Here is a 15,083-nt window from a genome sequence, read left to right on the forward strand (position 1 = left end):
ACCTCACCTGACGGTCCGGCGTACATAGAGCCCGCAAGGCGTACGGGCGGGTGACCTTCCCGCCGCACGCCTGGCATCTCTCCGCGTGCTCATCCAAACACACCCACCGTTTCCACCACGCGCGTCGCCTGCTACCTCAGGCGTACCGATGCTGCCGCTTTCTGCTTGATCACCCTTCGCCCCGGTTTCGATGGCTGTTTCTCACCATCAAATTAAGTCGGACTACGAACCAGAAATCGTACTCGTTCTATAGACAGCGAAAAGCTCACCGGCCATTGTCTATGGCTTGTCCCCACACAACGCATCCGGGTCGATGGAAGAAGAACATGCGGTCGGCCTGGTGACTAAGCTCCTAACCGCCGCGCTCGCGCTGAGCTGCACCTACACGGCGTTCGCCTGTGACGGCGCATTGAACATGCCCGCCCATTACATCGACATTGTTTTCGATGCTGATTCAAGCACGATTTCTTCGACTGAACTGTCGAGATTGTCCGCATGGTCGAGCGACATGCCAAGCGCTTTCCGATCATTGATACGGTATGGCTGATCGGACTGGCCGAACAAACCGAACTCGACGCGCAACAGCTTGCAACGCGACGAGCGGAAAACGTGATGGCGGTCCTGGATCAGCATTCGGCCCGTGGCGAGAAAAGCGCCTTGGCTGGGAAAATTTTCAAACCGGACGAGCTCAACCAATCCGGGCGACGCGTCGAAGTGAACGTTGGTCCGGGATGCCCGGATCACTGTTGCCCGAACCCAAGGTGCAATGACGTAGACGGCCAGCGCAGCGCGGGTCGCCTACCTCCCGCACCACACATCACCGAAACACGTTCACCGCCTCCACCAGCCGCGTCGCCTGCTGCTTCAAACTCTCCGACGCCGCCGTGCTCTGCTCGACGAGCGCCGCGTTCTGCTGCGTGATGTTGTCCAGATGCACGACCGCCTGATCGACCTGCGCGACCCCCGTGCTCTGCTCCGCCGTCGACGAGCTGATCTCCGCGATCAGGTCCGACACGCGTTTTACCTGCGTGACGATGTCCTCCATCGTCTTGCCCGCGCCGTCGACGATCCGCGCGCCCGATTCGACCCGTTCGACGCTCGCGCCGATCAGCGTCTTGATCTCCTTGGCCGCGTTCGCGCTGCGCTGCGCGAGCGCCCGCACCTCGCCCGCAACCACCGCGAAACCGCGCCCCTGATCGCCGGCCCGCGCGGCCTCCACCGCCGCGTTCAGCGCAAGGATGTTGGTCTGGAACGCGATGCCGTCGATCACGCCAATGATGTCGGAGATCTTGCGCGAACTCGCGGTGATGTCGTTCATCGTCGTGACGACCTCGCCCACCGCCTGCCCGCCGCGCTCGGCCGCGTCGCTCGCCGACACCGACAACTGATTCGCCTGCAGCGCCGTTTCCGCGTTGCTCGACACGGTCGCCGTCATTTCGGCCATCGACGCGGCCGTCTGCTGCACGCTCGTCGACGCCTGCTCGGTGCGCGCGCTCAGATCATTGTTGCCCTGCGCGATCTCATTGCTCGCGCGCTGCACGTTCAGCACCTGTTCGCTCACGTCGTCGACGAGCCAGCGGAACATCAGCCCGAGCTGGTTGATCGTGCGCAGCGTCATGCCAATCTCGTCGACGCGGTTCATCGCCACGCCGCTGCGGCTTTCGCCGGTCGCGACGCGCAACGCCTGGTCGCGCAACTGCATCAGCGGCCGTGCAATCTGCGCATCGAGCCACAGGCCCGCCGCCGCCGCGGCACCGGCGGCCACTGCCGCGAAAGCGGCGAGCGCGCCGCCCTGCAGGCCGCATGCCCAGCCGCCGGCCACCACCACCGGCGCGAGCACGCACAGCGACGCATGGAGCCGTGCGCGCACCGACATCGTCTGAAACAGCGACATGAAGCCGGTCAAGCCCTTGCGGACAATCAACCCTTTGTGGAAATGCCGGTTGCCGGCGTTGCCTTCGCGGAACGCCTTGTAGAGCACCTCGGCAGCGGCGATCTCGTCGCGCGACGCCTTCGTGCGCACCGACATGTAGCCGGTCGGCTGCCCGTTGCGCATCACCGGCACCGTATTCGAGCGCACCCAGTAGTGATCGCCGTTCTTGCGGCGGTTCTTCACGAGCGCGGTCCACGGCTCGCCGCCCTTGAGCGTCGCCCACATGTCGGCGAACGCCTCCTTCGGCATGTCCGGGTGCCGTACCACGTTGTGCGGCTGGCCTTCGATCTCTTCGGGGGAAAATCCGCTGACCTGGATGAATGCCGCGTTCGCGTAGGCAATGTAGCTGTTCGCGTCGGTGGTCGACATCAGCGTCGCGTCGTCGGGAAAATCGAATTCGCGTTGCGTGACGGGCTGGTTGTTGCGCATGGTGTGGAGCTCCGGGTAGCGGATCTTGCGCCCGCTTGTCGATTGATTCTCGACCCCGCGCATTGCGGTCGATCCGCATGCGCATTGGTCTGACTCCTGCGCTTTCGGCAAATTCGGCGAAAACATTATGCCGTATTCGGGTAAATATGCATTAAAAATGCATTATCTTGTTTTTACCAAACAATTCGTTTATGGATGAAACTAAACACCAGGCCGGGAAACGGTTTGCCGGCCACTCATCAAATTATTCCTGACTTGATCATCCCGACTCGATTCAACGCATCGACACAAAATCCCAAATACGAATATTTCTCGTTTGGCTCAATGTGCTTGAATCGAAAAGCCTGAATGCGCATCGCGCTTCAAACAGGATGCAACGCTTGGGCGCGCACATCGTATGCGCGCCCCGACGATCACCGGAACACGTTCACCGCATCCACGAGACGCGTCGCCTGTTGCTTCAGGCTCTCCGATGCCGCCGTGCTCTGCTCGACCAGCGCCGCGTTCTGCTGCGTGATGTTGTCCAGATGCACGACCGCCTGGTCGACCTGCGACACGCCGGTGCTCTGCTCGGCCGTTGACGAGCTGATCTCCGCGATCAGGTCCGACACGCGTTTCACCTGCGCGACGATGTCCTCCATCGTCTTGCCCGCCTCGTCCACGCGCCGCGCGCCCGACTCGACGCGGTCGACGCTCGCGCCGATCAGCGTCTTGATCTCCTTGGCCGCGTTCGCGCTGCGCTGCGCGAGCGCCCGCACCTCGCCGGCGACCACCGCGAAGCCGCGTCCCTGTTCGCCCGCACGTGCCGCCTCCACCGCCGCGTTCAATGCAAGGATGTTGGTCTGGAATGCGATGCCGTCGATCACGCCGATGATGTCGGCGATCTTGCGCGAGCTGGCGGTGATGTCGCTCATCGTCGTGACGACCTCGCCCACCGCCTGCCCGCCGCGCCCGGCCGCCTCGCTGGCCGACATCGCGAGCTGGTTCGCCTGCAGCGCCGTCTCCGCGTTGCTGTCGACGGTCGCCGTCATCTCGGCCATCGACGCGGCCGTCTCCTGCACGCTCGACGCGGCCTGCTCGGTGCGCGCGCTCAGGTCGTTGTTGCCCTGCGCGATCTCGTTGCTCGCGCGCTGCACGTTGTGCACCTGCTCGCTGACGTCGTCGACGAGCCAGCGGAACATCAGCCCGAGCTGGTTGATCGTGCGCAGCGTCATGCCGATCTCGTCGACGCGGTTCATCCGCACGCCGCGCCGGCTTTCGCCGGTCGCGACGTTCAGCGCCTGGTCGTGCAGCCGCTTCAGCGGACGCACGATCTGCGCATCGAGCCACAGGCCGGCCGCCGCCGCCAAGCCGACCGTCGCCGCGGCAAATATCGCGAGCCCGCCGCCGGCCAGTCCGCATGCCCAGCCCGCGCCGACGACCGCCGGCGCGAGCACGCACAGCGCCGAATGCACGCGCGCGCGCACCGACATCGTCTGCGACAGCGACGCGATGCGCAGCAGGCCCGTGCGGATCACCAGCCCCTTGTGGAACCGGCGCTGGCCGGCCTTGCCTTCACGAAATACCTTGTAGAGCGCCTCGGCGGCGACGGTCTCGTCGTGCGGCGCCTTCGTGCGCACCGACATGTAGCCCTGTGGCTCGCCATTGCGCATGACGGGAATCGCGTTCGCACGCACCCAGTAGTGGTCGCCGTTCTTGCGGCGGTTCTTCACGAGCGCGGTCCACGGCTCGCCGCGCCTGAGCGTCGCCCACATGTCGGCAAACGCTTCGCGCGGCATGTCCGGGTGGCGCACCACGTTGTGCGGCTGGCCGACGAGTTCCTCGTTCGTGAAGCCGCTCACCTGCGCGAACGTCGTGTTGGCGTAGGTGATGATGCTGTCTGCATCGGTCGTCGACATCAGCGTGACGTCGTCGGGAAAATCGAATTCCTGTTGAGTGACGGGCTGGTTATTGCGCATGCAAGGCTCCGAAAGGCGGATCTGTTGTCCGCGCCGCGCTGAAATCACGCTCAGTAGCCGAAAAACGGTTTATCGCTTTACGACGGTCTTCATCTTGCTGTCGGCACATTGGGGAAAAACCTTACCCTTTTCTCGCGTAAAATATTCAATTCTGCCGCCGCCATGATTTCGATCAAATCATTCTGAAATAATCGCCGCGCGTGTTCATCCGCCTGTCACGCCACGCAGCCCGAACACGCCGGGCGGCATTGTAATGCCGCCTGTCGTTGCATTCGGCGCAACAATTCCATCTATCCCGCTCCATTCACCCGGCATTCGAATTCAATGAAAAAGGCATGGCACGAACTGAACCGGCTGTCCTGGAATAGGGCGACAGTCGCGCATAACAGCCATAAAGGCGATCAGGCCGCGTTTTTCCGCGAAGGCGGCTCGACGCTCTTTCCGGAAGAACGCGAGCTGCTCGGCGACGTCACCGGGCTGCGGCTCCTGCACCTGCAGTGCAACGCGGGGCAGGACACGCTGAGTCTCGTGCGCGACGGCGCGCATGCGACGGGCATCGACATTTCCGACGAAGCGATCGCCTTCGCCCGGCAACTGTCGGCCGACGCGGGCCTGCCCGCGCGTTTCGAGCGCGCCGACGTGCTCGACTGGATGCCCGAGGCTGCCGCGCGCGGCGAGCGCTTCGATCGCGTGTTCACGTCGTACGGCGCGATCTGCTGGCTGTCCGACCTGAACGCGTGGGCGCGCGGGATCGCCGCGCTGCTTGCGCCGGGCGGCCGTTTCGCGATGGTCGAGTTTCATCCGTTCGCGCTGTATTTCGACGAACACTGGGCGCCGCGCTACGACTATTTCAAGACCGACGCGACCGAGGAGCCGGCGGGCGTCGGCGATTACGTCGCCGCATCCGGCACGGGGCTCGGCGCGCAGCACGACCATCCGGGCGTCGTCGATTTCGCGAACCCGCATCCGAGCTACGAGTTCATGTGGGGCATCGGCGAGGTCGTGAACGCACTCGTGTCGGCCGGGCTCGCGATCGACCGCCTGACCGAATATCCGTATGCGAACGGCTGGAAGGGCTTCGATGGCATGCGTGAGCTGGACGGCCACCGGATGGTGCCGCCCGATCACCTGCCGCGCCTGCCGCTGATGTATGCGATCGCCGCGCACCGGGCGGCCGCATGACGCGCCGCACCGCCGCCGAACGCGACGCGCTTTGCCCACGCCCGCTCGCACGCGACGAGGTGCCGCTCGTGTGGACCATCGACCGGCGCGAGATCATCGAGCACCTGTATGTGCTGCGCGACGGCGCGCTGCATCTCGTGCCCGAGTTCTACGACGTCCGTGGCTGGCCGGATGGCGAAGCCGACCACTACACGCCGATCCTGCTCGACTGTCATGATCGCGGCGGCTGGTGCGTCGGCATGTTCGACGGCGCACGACTCGTCGCCGCGGTGGTCGTCGACAGCCAGCCGCTCGGTCCGCACCGCGACATGCTGCAGCTGAAGTTCCTGCACGTGAGCCGCGAATGGCGCGGCTGCGGGCTCGGCGAGCAGCTCTACAGCGCGGCCCGTGAGCAGGCGCGCGCGATGGGTGCCGCACGCCTGTATGTATCCGCGACACCGTCGCAGCGCACGATCGACTTCTACCTGCGGCTCGGCTTCATGGTCAGCGCATCGCCCGACCCGGCGCTGTACGCGCTCGAGCCCGAAGACATTCATCTGGAAAGCCCGGCGGCCTGACGCACCGGCACGCGGGTGACGCGTAGAATTTCCCGCTTTGCCACCGCCGCCATCAGCCATCGGCCGTCGCGGCATCACGGAGAGCGAAATTGCAGAACGAAGCGCAGCCGCCAGCCATGCCGAAGATCCTCGTCAGCATGTGCGTGGTCGGTCATCCGGTCCGTTACAACGGCTCGGCCAAGACTGCCGCGCACGACGCGCTCGAACGGTGGCAACGCGAAGGGCGCCTCGTGCCCGTCTGCCCCGAACTGGCCGGCGGCTTCAGCGTGCCGCGCCCGCCCGCCGAAATCGCCGGCGGCGAATCGGGGCAGCGAGTGCTGTCGGGCGCCGCGCGCATCGTCGACGTGAACGGAACGGACGTGACGGCGCCGTTCGTATCGGGTGCGCATACCGCACTGGCACTCGCGCGCACGCACGATTGCCGCTTCGCGATCCTGGCCGACGGCAGTCCGTCGTGCGGCAGCACGTTCATTTATGACGGGAGCTTCGAGAACCGGCGGCACGCGGGCGCCGGTGTCACGGCGGCATTGCTGCGCGAGCACGGCATCGAAGTGTTCGCGGACACCGAGATCGACGCGCTCGAGGCGCGCCTCGCGCAGTTGTCGCAGGCCGGTTAACGACAATGCGCGGCACGAGAATCCTCGTGCCGCGCATCGTTTCGTATATGGCGAAGCGGTAACCGTACCGCTTCGCCGCGAGACGCGGATCAGACGCGTTCGATCGCGATCGCGATGCCCTGGCCGACGCCGATGCACATCGTGCACAGCGCAAAGCGGCCGTTCGTGCGATGCAGCTGGTACATCGCGGTCGTCACGAGACGCGCACCCGATGCGCCGAGCGGATGGCCCAGTGCAATCGCGCCGCCGTTCGGGTTCACGCGCGGATCGTCGTCGGCGACGCCGAGCATGCGCAGCACCGCGAGACCTTGCGAGGCGAACGCCTCGTTCAGCTCGATCACGTCGAACTGGTCGATCGTCATCCCGAGCCGGGCGAGCAGCTTCTGCGTGGCCGGCGCGGGGCCGATGCCCATCACGCGCGGTGCGACGCCGGCCGTCGCGATGCCCAGCACGCGGGCGCGCGGCGTCAGGCCGAAGCGCTTCGCGGTTGCTTCGTTCGCGAGCAGCAGCGCGGCGGCGCCGTCGTTGACGCCCGACGCGTTGCCGGCCGTCACCGAGCCGTCCGGGCGCACGACACCCTTGAGCTTGGCCAGCGTTTCAAGCGACGTCTCGCGCGGATGCTCGTCGCGCGACACGATCACCGGATCGCCCTTCTTCTGCGGAATCGTGACCGACACGATTTCCTCGGCGAGCGTGCCGTCCTGCTGCGCACGCGCGGCCTTCTGCTGGCTGCGCAGCGCGAACAGATCCTGGTCGGCGCGGCTGATGTTGTAGTCGACCGCGACGTTCTCGGCCGTCTCCGGCATCGAATCGACGCCGTGCAGCTGTTTCATCAGCGGATTGACGAAGCGCCAGCCGATCGTCGTATCGTAGATGTCGGCCTGGCGCGCGAACGCGCTCGCGGCCTTGCCCATCACGAACGGCGCGCGCGTCATGCTCTCGACGCCGCCCGCGATCATCAGCGCGGCCTCGCCGGACTTGATCGCACGGGCGGCCACGCCCACCGCATCCATCCCGGAACCGCACAGGCGGTTGATCGTCGAACCCGGCACGCCCTGCGGCAGCCCGGCGAGCAGCGCCGACATGCGCGCGACGTTACGGTTGTCCTCGCCGGCCTGGTTCGCGCAGCCGTAGATCACGTCGTCGATCGCCGTCCAGTCGACGTCGCGGTTGCGCTCGACGAGCGCCTTGAGCGGCACCGCGCCCAGGTCGTCGGCGCGCACGCCGGACAGTGCACCGCCGTAACGCCCGATCGGCGTACGGATCGCATCACACAGAAAAGCTTCGGTCATCAGTGTCTCCGGTCCCAGGACAGGCTGGGGAATGAACAGGGCGCCCCCCTTGCATTGCCCGCCGGGATGCGCTTAAATGTTCTATATACGAACATAAGATCGTGTATCGAACGTTCAACGCATCATAGGGAGTGCGGGGACGACCTGTCAAGCGCCCGGTCCACCGGGCGGTTGGCGTGTCAGGCCCCATGCGCTATCTTCTCGGCTGCACGATATTCCCATCGCTCATGACAACCGAAGACACTCAGACGAAACCCGGCGACTCCTATGTCCAGTCGTTCGCGCGCGGCCTCGCGGTGATCCGCGCGTTCGACGCGGCCCGTCCGGAGCAGACGCTCACCGAGGTCGCCTCGGCCACCGGGCTCACGCGCGCGGGCGCGCGCCGGATCCTGCTTACGTTGCAGACGCTCGGCTACGTCGAGGCCGACGGTCGGCTGTTCCGGCTCACGCCGAAGATCCTCGAGCTCGGCTTCGCGTACCTGACGTCGATGCCGTTCTGGAATCTCGCCGATCCCGTCATGGAGCAGCTGTCCGCGCAGATCCACGAAAGCTGCTCGGCGGCCGTGCTCGACCGCACCGAGATCGTCTACGTGCTGCGCGTGCCGACCCGCAAGATCATGACGATCAACCTGTCGATCGGCAGCCGGCTGCCCGCGTACTGCACGTCGATGGGCCGCGTCCTGCTGTCCGCGCTCGACGATGCGGCACTCGACGAAACACTCGCACAAAGCGGCATCCGCGCGCACACGCCGCGCACGATCACCGACCTCGGCGAACTGAAGGCGGCGATAGCACAGGTGCGCCAGCAGGGCTGGGCCGTGGTCGACCAGGAACTCGAAGTGGGACTGATGTCGTTGTCCGCCCCGATCCGCAACCGGCGCGGGCAGATCATCGCGGCGATGAACATCAGCGGCAACGCGCAGCGGCATACCGCGAAGCAGATGGTGAAGGAGTTTCTCGGGCCGCTGCAGCAGGCCGCGCAGACAGTGTCGGAGCTGGTGGCACGGCGGGGGTGAACAACGGGGCCCGCCGACATGACATGCGGCTTTCCGAATAGCCGGGGCAACGATGCATCCGGCTCGATTGTCGTATCAGCGATACGACAATTCCCACAAAAAAACGGGCAACCCAGGGCTGCCCGTATCAACTCCACTTGGTTCCAGCGTTCTTCTCACGGAACACGGAGCGAACTCCGCGCCGCACAATTTAGTGACGCACGGAAACACGGTCAATTTGACAAGAACGAAACCGCGTCGCACACCGGTAGGACACCGCGCCGCTCACGCGCCGAGCAACATCCCCCTGCGCACCGGCACCGTGCCCGTCACGCGGCCGAGCGGCGCGCCGGCCGTCACGAACCGAATCGCGCGACGCATGTAGAACACGCCGTCGGTCCCGCTCGAGATCGTCGTGATCGCATCCGTCAGCGGATCGACGATGTCGAACAGCGGATCGCCGGCGCGGATCGTCGCGCCGATCGCCGCGCGGTGCACGAGTATTCCGCTCACCGGAGCATAGAACTGCTCGCTGCCCGCGAGCGGCGTGGCCGGCGCGGCGAGCGGCGGTAACGGCTTGCGTTCGCCGTGTACCGCACCGCGCCACACGAGATAGTCGACGAGCGCATCGGCATCGCGCTCCGCGTATTCGTACGTCACGTCGCGCTGGCCGCGGCACTCGACCGTCACGGCCACGGTACCGGCCGCCATCGGCGTGCCCGCCGGCAAGTGCTGCCGCAACTGCGACCACAGCAGATGATGCGCATCGTCGAACGCGTGCCCGCCCGAATCCTCGGCAAGCAGCGACACCTCCGAGCCAAGATAACGCGCGAGCGGCTCGACTTCCGGCCATGCGGTATCGCTCGTGTACACGTGCATCACCGCTTCGAGCGAACAATGCAGGTCGATCACGACCTCGGCGTCGAGCGACAGCTTCAGCAGTGCCAGCTGCAGCGCGTCGAATTCGGTGCGCGGCGCGAGCTCGTCGAGCGCCGCGCCGACGCACTCGCGCACGATCGCGCGATTGTGTTCGCCGTCGTCGCCGAGCCGGTCGCGCGCACGCGCGGCGATTTCCGCGAGCGGCAGGAAGCCGCGGTTGAAGTTGCGGCCGCTCGCGAGGTCGAAACGACCGATGAAATGCCCGAACAGATGGTGATTGAGACCGACCGGGTTCGCGACCGGCACGAGCACGATCTCGGCCGCGAGCCGGCCTTCGGCATCGAGCTGCGCGAGACGCTGCTTCAGCACGAACGCCGCGAGCATCGCGGGCGTCTCGTCCGCGTGCAGCGCGGCCTGGAGGTAGATCTTGCGGCCGGCGTCAGCCGGCCCGAAATGAAAGCTCGTCAGCGTGCGCTGCGTGCCGATCGACGGCGACAGGAGCGGCGTGGTGCGAATCTGCATCGATGGTCTCGAACGAAATGAAGACGAAAAGGGGGGGGAAACGGCGGAGAGACTCGACGCTCAGTCGCCGTACGGGTTGAAGTCGAAATACTGCTTCGCGATCCGGTCGTACGTGCCGTCCTTCAGCATCGACGCGATCGCGCCGTCGATCGACGCCTTGAGCGCCGTATCGGACTGCCGCATGCCGATGCCGACGCCACGGTCGCCCATGTCGAGCGGTGCGCCGACGAACGCGAAGCCCTTGCCCTTCGGCGTGCGCAGGAAGCCGTAGTCGGCTTCCACGGTGCCGAGCAGCGCCGCGTCGAGGCGGCCGTTGACGAGATCGGCGAACACGTCGTCCTGGCTCTTGTACGGCACCACGCTGACGCCGGCCGGCGCCCAGTGCGCGAGCGCCCACGATTCGAACTGCGTGCCCGACTGCACGCCGACGCGCTTGCCGGCCAACGATGCGGTCGTGCTGTCGACGCCGCTCCCGGGCCGTGCGACGAGCCGCGACTTGAAGCGGAACAGTTTCGACGAGAACAGGATCTGCTTCTCGCGCTTCTCGGTGATCGCCATCGACGACAGGATCGCGTCGATCTTGCGCGCCTGCAGCGCCGGAATCATCCCGGAGAATTCGAGCTCGACCCACTGGCAGCGCAACTGCGCGCGGCGGCAGATCTCGTTGCCGAGATCGACGTCGAAGCCCTTCAGGCCGCCGTCGGGCGCCTTCGAATCCATCGGCGGATAGGTCGGATCGATGCCCAGGCGCACGGGGCGCGCATCGAGTGCGTGCGCGACGCCGGCCGCGAACGCAAGGCATAAGGAGACGAGCGGAAGGAAGGTGCGTTTCATGGTCGACGAAGGACGGGACGATGGGCAAACGGCACGAGCCGGACTGCCTGCGATCGTAGTGCGCACGCGCCGCCGCCGGAATCGCCCGCGGCCTTATCATGATCACTTTTCCCGATCACCGGCCCCGCGCTTGCCCATGGCGTTCACGCTCTCCCAGCTCCGCATCTTCCAGGCCGTCGTCGAACACGGCAGCCTGCGCGCGGCCGCGCGCGCGCTCGATCTCGCGCAGAGCGGCGTCACGCAGCAGCTGCAGAGCCTCGAGGCGACGCTCGGCGCGACGCTGTTCACGCGCACCAATCGCGGGATCGTGCCGACGGCCGTCGGCCAGCGGCTACTCGCGCGCTCCGGTTCGATCCTCGGCGAATGCGAACAGGTCGAGCGGGAAATCCGCCAACTGAGCGGCGCGTACGAAGGCACCGTCACGCTCGGCCTAGTGGCCGAACCGCTGATCGACGCGTTCGCGCCCGTGCTGAGCGCGTTCCGCGCGCGCTTCGACAAGGTCGACGTGCATCTGCGCACCGGCACGTCGCGGATGATGATCGCCTGGCTGCGGGAAAGCGCGGTCGATTTCGCGATCGCGCTCGTCGCGAAGCAGACCGACACGACCGATCTCGCGGTCACGCCGCTGCGTGCTTCCGCGCCCGTGGTCGTGTGCCGCAACGGGCATCCGGCGATGCATGCGCAATCGCTCGCCGAACTGGCCGACTACGCATGGGTGTCGACGCGCTCGCCGAACCTGAGCGCCGACCCCGTCGTCAACCGGCTGCTCGCGTACTTCGACGTGCACGGCCTGCCGCCGCCGAAGATTCTCGCCACCGTCGAAGGGATGTTCGAGACGCTGCAGATCGTCACGCAGACCGATTCCCTGGCGCTCGAAACCGAAGCGATCACGCGGCACGGGCCGTTTGCCGGCGCGCTCGCGAAGGTGCCGGTGCGCGAACAGGCCGAATCGCAGGACATCTGCCTGCTGCAGCGCGCGGCCGTGCCGCTGACGCCGGCCGCACAGGAACTCGCGACGATGCTCGCGTCATATCTGAGGGTGGTGCGCGGGCGGTAAGCGCGGATTGCCGCGAGCCGCCCGCCGCGCCGCACGTCAGTCGATCGCGTCCTGCGCCGTCTCGCGCAGCATCGCCACCGCGACCAGCGACAGCACCACGCACGCGGCCACGTAGCCGGCTGGCGCAAGCTTGCTGCCGGTCGTCTTCACGAGCCAGGTCGCTATCAGCTGCGCGGTGCCGCCGAAGATCGTCACCGCGAGCGCATACGCGATCGAGATGCCGGTCGCGCGCACGTGGCGCGGCAGCGACTCGCACATCAGCGCCATCTCCGACGCCGAGCCGAGCGAATAGAACAGCAGCATCAGCGCGGTCAGCGGCAGGATCACCGACAGCGTCGGATGATGGTTCATCAGCCAGAACGCCGGGAACAGCAATACGACCAGCACGCCACGGCCGACGAAGATCGGCAGGCGCCGGCTGCCGAGCCGGTCCGACAGCCAGCCGAACAGCGGGCACGTGACCAGCATCACGCAGCCTGACGCGACGCCGACGAACATCGACAGCTTCATCGGCAGGCCGAGCGTGTGGATCGCATAGGTCGGCATGTAGAACGTCAGGATGTAGGTCGACACCGTGCCGCCCATCACCGTGAGCATCAGCAGCACCACCGTGCGCGTGTGCTTCGAGAACAGCTCGTGCAGCACGCCGCGCTCGATGCCGTGATGGCGGTCGCCAGGCGCATCGTCGGCGAGCCGGCGGCGCAGATACATGCCGACCGGCGCGATCAGCACACCGACGAGAAACGGCAGCCGCCAGCCCCAGCTTTCGAGCGCATCCTTCGTCATCGTGTTCGACAGCAGCGCCGCGAAGCCCGAGCCCATCAACGCGGCGCCGCCCTGCGTCGCGAGCTGCCAGCTCGCGCGGAATGCACGGCGCGACGTGCCGCCCTGTTCGAGCAGCGTCGACGTCGCCGCGCCGAATTCGCCGCCCTGCGAGAAGCCCTGCAGCAGCCGCGCGAACACGACCAGCAGCGGCGCGGCCACGCCGACCTGCGCATAGGTCGGTGCGATCGCGATCAGGCCGGTGCCGAGCGCCATCAGCATGATCGTCAGGTTCAGCGCGGCCTTGCGCCCCTTGCGGTCCGCGTAGACGCCGAGCACGACGCTGCCGAGCGGCCGCGTGAAGAAGCCGGCCGCGAACGTCGCGACCGACAGCAGCAGCGACGTGGTCGGGTCGCTCGACGGGAAGAACAGCTTGCCGATCAGCACCGCGAAGAAGCCGTATACGGTGAAATCGAAGAATTCCAGCCAGTTGCCGATCACGGCCGCCGCGATCGCACCGCGCCGCGTGACGGCCGGTGCGCCTGGCGTGCTGGTTTCGGCGGCCCCCGTCGACGCGGGGTGCAGCGCGAGATGGTCTTTCTGCATCGTTGTCGTCTCCTCTCAATGCGGCCGGAAGCGCCGGCCGCCCTCCGCCGCCACGCTCACTGCCCGAGGTAACGCTCCACGAGACGTGTCCAGTACGCCGCACCGATCGGCAGGTTGCGATCGTTGAAGTCGTACTTCGGGTTGTGCACCATGCAGCCGTCCTCGCCTTCGCCGTTGCCGAGCCGCACGAACGAGCCCGGTCGCTGCTGCAGCATGAACGCGAAATCCTCGCTGCCCATCAGCAGGTCGGTCTGCTCGACCACGTGCGCGTCGCCGACGAGTTCGCGCGCGACCTGCGCGGCGAAATCCGTTTCGGCATCCGTATTGACGACGACCGGATAGCCTTCGATGTACTCGACGTTCGCGCTCGCGCCGTAGCTCGCCGCCTGCGTTTCGGCGAGCTCCGTGATGCGGCGCTTGAGCAGCGCGCGCACGTCGGGGCTGAACGAGCGCACGCTGAGTTCGAGGCGCGCGCCGTTGGGAATCACGTTGTTCGCGGTGCCCGCGTGCATCGAGCCGACCGTGACGACCGCCGGCTGCGCGGGGTCGACGTTGCGCGCGACGATCGTCTGCAGCGCCATCACGATGCTCGCCGCGACGACCACCGGATCGACCGTCAGGTGCGGCCGGGCCGCGTGGCCGCCGACGCCTTCGATCGTGATGATCGCCTTGTCGCCGGCCGACATGAACGGGCCGCGCCGCGTGAGGAACACGCCGGGCGCCGCGCCCGGATGGTTGTGCATGCCGAACACGGCGTCGCACGGGAAGCGTTCGAACAGGCCGTCGTCGATCATCTTCTTCGCGCCGCTGTCGACGCCATGTTCTTCCGCCGGCTGGAAATACAGGTGCACGGTGCCGGAGAAATTGCGGGTCTTCGCGAGGTGCTGCGCGGCGCCGAGCAGCATCGTCGTGTGGCCGTCGTGGCCGCATGCGTGCATCTTGCCGTGCGTGCCGCTTGCATAGGACAGCCCCGTCGCCTCGATGATCGGCAGCGCATCCATGTCGGCACGGATGCCGATGCTGCGCGTGCCGTCGCCTACGCACAGCGTGCCGACCACGCCCGTCTTGCCGACCCCGCGCGTCACCTGCCAGCCCCACTGTTCGAGCTTCTCGGCAACGAGCGCGGCCGTGTCGTGCTCTTCGTACGCGAGCTCGGGATGGTGGTGGATGTGGTGACGGATCTCGCGCAACCCGCCGGCGGCGGGCATCAGATCCTCGATCTCGGTGAATCGGGCGTCGGTCATCTAAGGGGCTCCAGCTTGTTTGTGTGTGCACGCGTGTCGCTGCGTGCGGGAAAGCGAGCCACTATAGCGAGCCGATATCAGTTCAATAAGATGCGGAATTTTTCACCGCGATAAGGTTTTTTAATCAGGGTTAGTACGGGCATGACCCGCCGCAGCGACCTCATCGAACGCGCTCGACACGCGACCCGTTGATTTTTGAGACGAACGGTCTATTAT

Annotated in this window: 13 protein-coding genes; 5 read left to right on the forward strand and 8 right to left on the reverse strand. The window is 66.4% G+C overall.

The window, feature by feature from the left end; translation table 11 throughout:
- Nucleotides 1-426: 426 nt before the first annotated feature.
- The 3 genes from BDO18943_RS14610 to BDO18943_RS14620 all read right to left on the reverse strand — a co-directional run bounded on the left by BDO18943_RS14610 (nt 427) and on the right by BDO18943_RS14620 (nt 4,320).
- Nucleotides 427-696, reverse strand: coding sequence for a hypothetical protein (locus tag BDO18943_RS14610; protein WP_175022888.1), 270 nt, complete (start codon nt 694-696; stop codon nt 427-429).
- 121 nt (nt 697-817) lie between these two features.
- Complete coding sequence (locus BDO18943_RS14615) at nt 818-2,362, reverse strand: methyl-accepting chemotaxis protein (RefSeq protein WP_175022890.1); 1,545 nt, start codon at nt 2,360-2,362, stop codon at nt 818-820.
- A gap of 413 nt (nt 2,363-2,775) precedes the next feature.
- Nucleotides 2,776-4,320 (reverse strand): methyl-accepting chemotaxis protein, encoded by a 1,545-nt coding sequence (locus BDO18943_RS14620; RefSeq protein WP_175022892.1) that lies wholly within the window; start codon nt 4,318-4,320, stop codon nt 2,776-2,778.
- Nucleotides 4,321-4,644: 324 nt separating this feature from the next.
- Here BDO18943_RS14620 and BDO18943_RS14625 point away from each other — a divergent pair, with 324 nt between their 5' ends.
- The 3 genes from BDO18943_RS14625 (at nt 4,645) to BDO18943_RS14635 (ending at nt 6,676) form a co-directional block, all read left to right on the forward strand.
- On the forward strand, nt 4,645-5,502 hold the full coding sequence (locus tag BDO18943_RS14625) for a class I SAM-dependent methyltransferase (RefSeq protein WP_175022894.1): 858 nt from the start codon (nt 4,645-4,647) through the stop codon (nt 5,500-5,502).
- A complete protein-coding gene (locus BDO18943_RS14630; RefSeq protein WP_175022897.1) occupies nt 5,499-6,059 on the forward strand; it encodes a GNAT family N-acetyltransferase in 561 nt (186 codons plus the stop codon). The genes BDO18943_RS14625 and BDO18943_RS14630 overlap by 4 nt, the downstream gene beginning before the upstream one ends.
- A gap of 116 nt (nt 6,060-6,175) precedes the next feature.
- Nucleotides 6,176-6,676 carry a DUF523 domain-containing protein gene (locus BDO18943_RS14635; RefSeq protein ID WP_374101834.1) on the forward strand — a complete coding sequence of 167 codons (501 nt, stop codon included), beginning with the start codon at nt 6,176-6,178 and terminating at the stop codon, nt 6,674-6,676.
- Nucleotides 6,677-6,765: 89 nt separating this feature from the next.
- Here BDO18943_RS14635 and pcaF read toward each other — a convergent pair whose 3' ends face one another.
- Nucleotides 6,766-7,968, reverse strand: a complete 1,203-nt coding sequence (gene pcaF, locus BDO18943_RS14640) for a 3-oxoadipyl-CoA thiolase (protein WP_043180967.1) — start codon at nt 7,966-7,968, stop codon at nt 6,766-6,768.
- A gap of 188 nt (nt 7,969-8,156) precedes the next feature.
- Between pcaF and BDO18943_RS14645 the strand changes: the two genes are divergently transcribed.
- On the forward strand, nt 8,157-8,984 hold the full coding sequence (locus BDO18943_RS14645) for an IclR family transcriptional regulator (RefSeq protein WP_089451775.1): 828 nt from the start codon (nt 8,157-8,159) through the stop codon (nt 8,982-8,984).
- 264 nt (nt 8,985-9,248) lie between these two features.
- Here the strand turns inward: BDO18943_RS14645 and BDO18943_RS14650 are convergent, their stop codons facing one another.
- A complete protein-coding gene (locus BDO18943_RS14650; protein WP_175022899.1) occupies nt 9,249-10,364 on the reverse strand; it encodes a succinylglutamate desuccinylase/aspartoacylase family protein in 1,116 nt (371 codons plus the stop codon).
- 60 nt (nt 10,365-10,424) lie between these two features.
- Nucleotides 10,425-11,198, reverse strand: a complete 774-nt coding sequence (locus BDO18943_RS14655; protein WP_175022901.1) for a transporter substrate-binding domain-containing protein — start codon at nt 11,196-11,198, stop codon at nt 10,425-10,427.
- Nucleotides 11,199-11,334: 136 nt separating this feature from the next.
- Here BDO18943_RS14655 and BDO18943_RS14660 point away from each other — a divergent pair, with 136 nt between their 5' ends.
- Nucleotides 11,335-12,255 carry a LysR family transcriptional regulator gene (locus tag BDO18943_RS14660; protein ID WP_175022903.1) on the forward strand — a complete coding sequence of 307 codons (921 nt, stop codon included), beginning with the start codon at nt 11,335-11,337 and terminating at the stop codon, nt 12,253-12,255.
- 36 nt (nt 12,256-12,291) lie between these two features.
- Here the strand turns inward: BDO18943_RS14660 and BDO18943_RS14665 are convergent, their stop codons facing one another.
- Together BDO18943_RS14665 and BDO18943_RS14670 are read right to left on the reverse strand one after the other, a co-directional pair.
- Nucleotides 12,292-13,623 (reverse strand): MFS transporter, encoded by a 1,332-nt coding sequence (locus BDO18943_RS14665; RefSeq protein ID WP_089451772.1) that lies wholly within the window; start codon nt 13,621-13,623, stop codon nt 12,292-12,294.
- A 56-nt stretch (nt 13,624-13,679) separates the two neighbouring features.
- Entirely contained in the window at nt 13,680-14,867 is a 1,188-nt protein-coding gene (locus tag BDO18943_RS14670) for a M20 aminoacylase family protein (RefSeq protein ID WP_175022905.1), read from the reverse strand.
- Nucleotides 14,868-15,083: the final 216 nt, after the last annotated feature.

The sequence above is a fragment of the Burkholderia aenigmatica genome, assembly GCF_902499175.1.
In the GTDB taxonomy this organism is placed as follows: Bacteria; Pseudomonadota; Gammaproteobacteria; order Burkholderiales; family Burkholderiaceae; genus Burkholderia; species Burkholderia aenigmatica.

Excerpts from the sequence above, each read along its gene's own strand:
- BDO18943_RS14665 (WP_089451772.1), bottom strand. The coding sequence starts at position 13,623 with ATGCAGAAAGACCATCTCGCGCTGCACCCCGCGTCGACGGGGGCCGCC.
- BDO18943_RS14620 (WP_175022892.1), bottom strand. The coding sequence starts at position 4,320 with ATGCGCAATAACCAGCCCGTCACTCAACAGGAATTCGATTTTCCCGAC.
- BDO18943_RS14650 (WP_175022899.1), bottom strand. The coding sequence starts at position 10,364 with ATGCAGATTCGCACCACGCCGCTCCTGTCGCCGTCGATCGGCACGCAG.
- BDO18943_RS14655 (WP_175022901.1), bottom strand. The coding sequence starts at position 11,198 with ATGAAACGCACCTTCCTTCCGCTCGTCTCCTTATGCCTTGCGTTCGCG.
- pcaF (WP_043180967.1), bottom strand. The coding sequence starts at position 7,968 with ATGACCGAAGCTTTTCTGTGTGATGCGATCCGTACGCCGATCGGGCGT.
- BDO18943_RS14625 (WP_175022894.1), top strand. The coding sequence starts at position 4,645 with ATGAAAAAGGCATGGCACGAACTGAACCGGCTGTCCTGGAATAGGGCG.
- BDO18943_RS14660 (WP_175022903.1), top strand. The coding sequence starts at position 11,335 with ATGGCGTTCACGCTCTCCCAGCTCCGCATCTTCCAGGCCGTCGTCGAA.
- BDO18943_RS14615 (WP_175022890.1), bottom strand. The coding sequence starts at position 2,362 with ATGCGCAACAACCAGCCCGTCACGCAACGCGAATTCGATTTTCCCGAC.
- BDO18943_RS14670 (WP_175022905.1), bottom strand. The coding sequence starts at position 14,867 with ATGACCGACGCCCGATTCACCGAGATCGAGGATCTGATGCCCGCCGCC.
- BDO18943_RS14635 (WP_374101834.1), top strand. The coding sequence starts at position 6,176 with ATGCCGAAGATCCTCGTCAGCATGTGCGTGGTCGGTCATCCGGTCCGT.
- BDO18943_RS14645 (WP_089451775.1), top strand. The coding sequence starts at position 8,157 with ATGCGCTATCTTCTCGGCTGCACGATATTCCCATCGCTCATGACAACC.
- BDO18943_RS14630 (WP_175022897.1), top strand. The coding sequence starts at position 5,499 with ATGACGCGCCGCACCGCCGCCGAACGCGACGCGCTTTGCCCACGCCCG.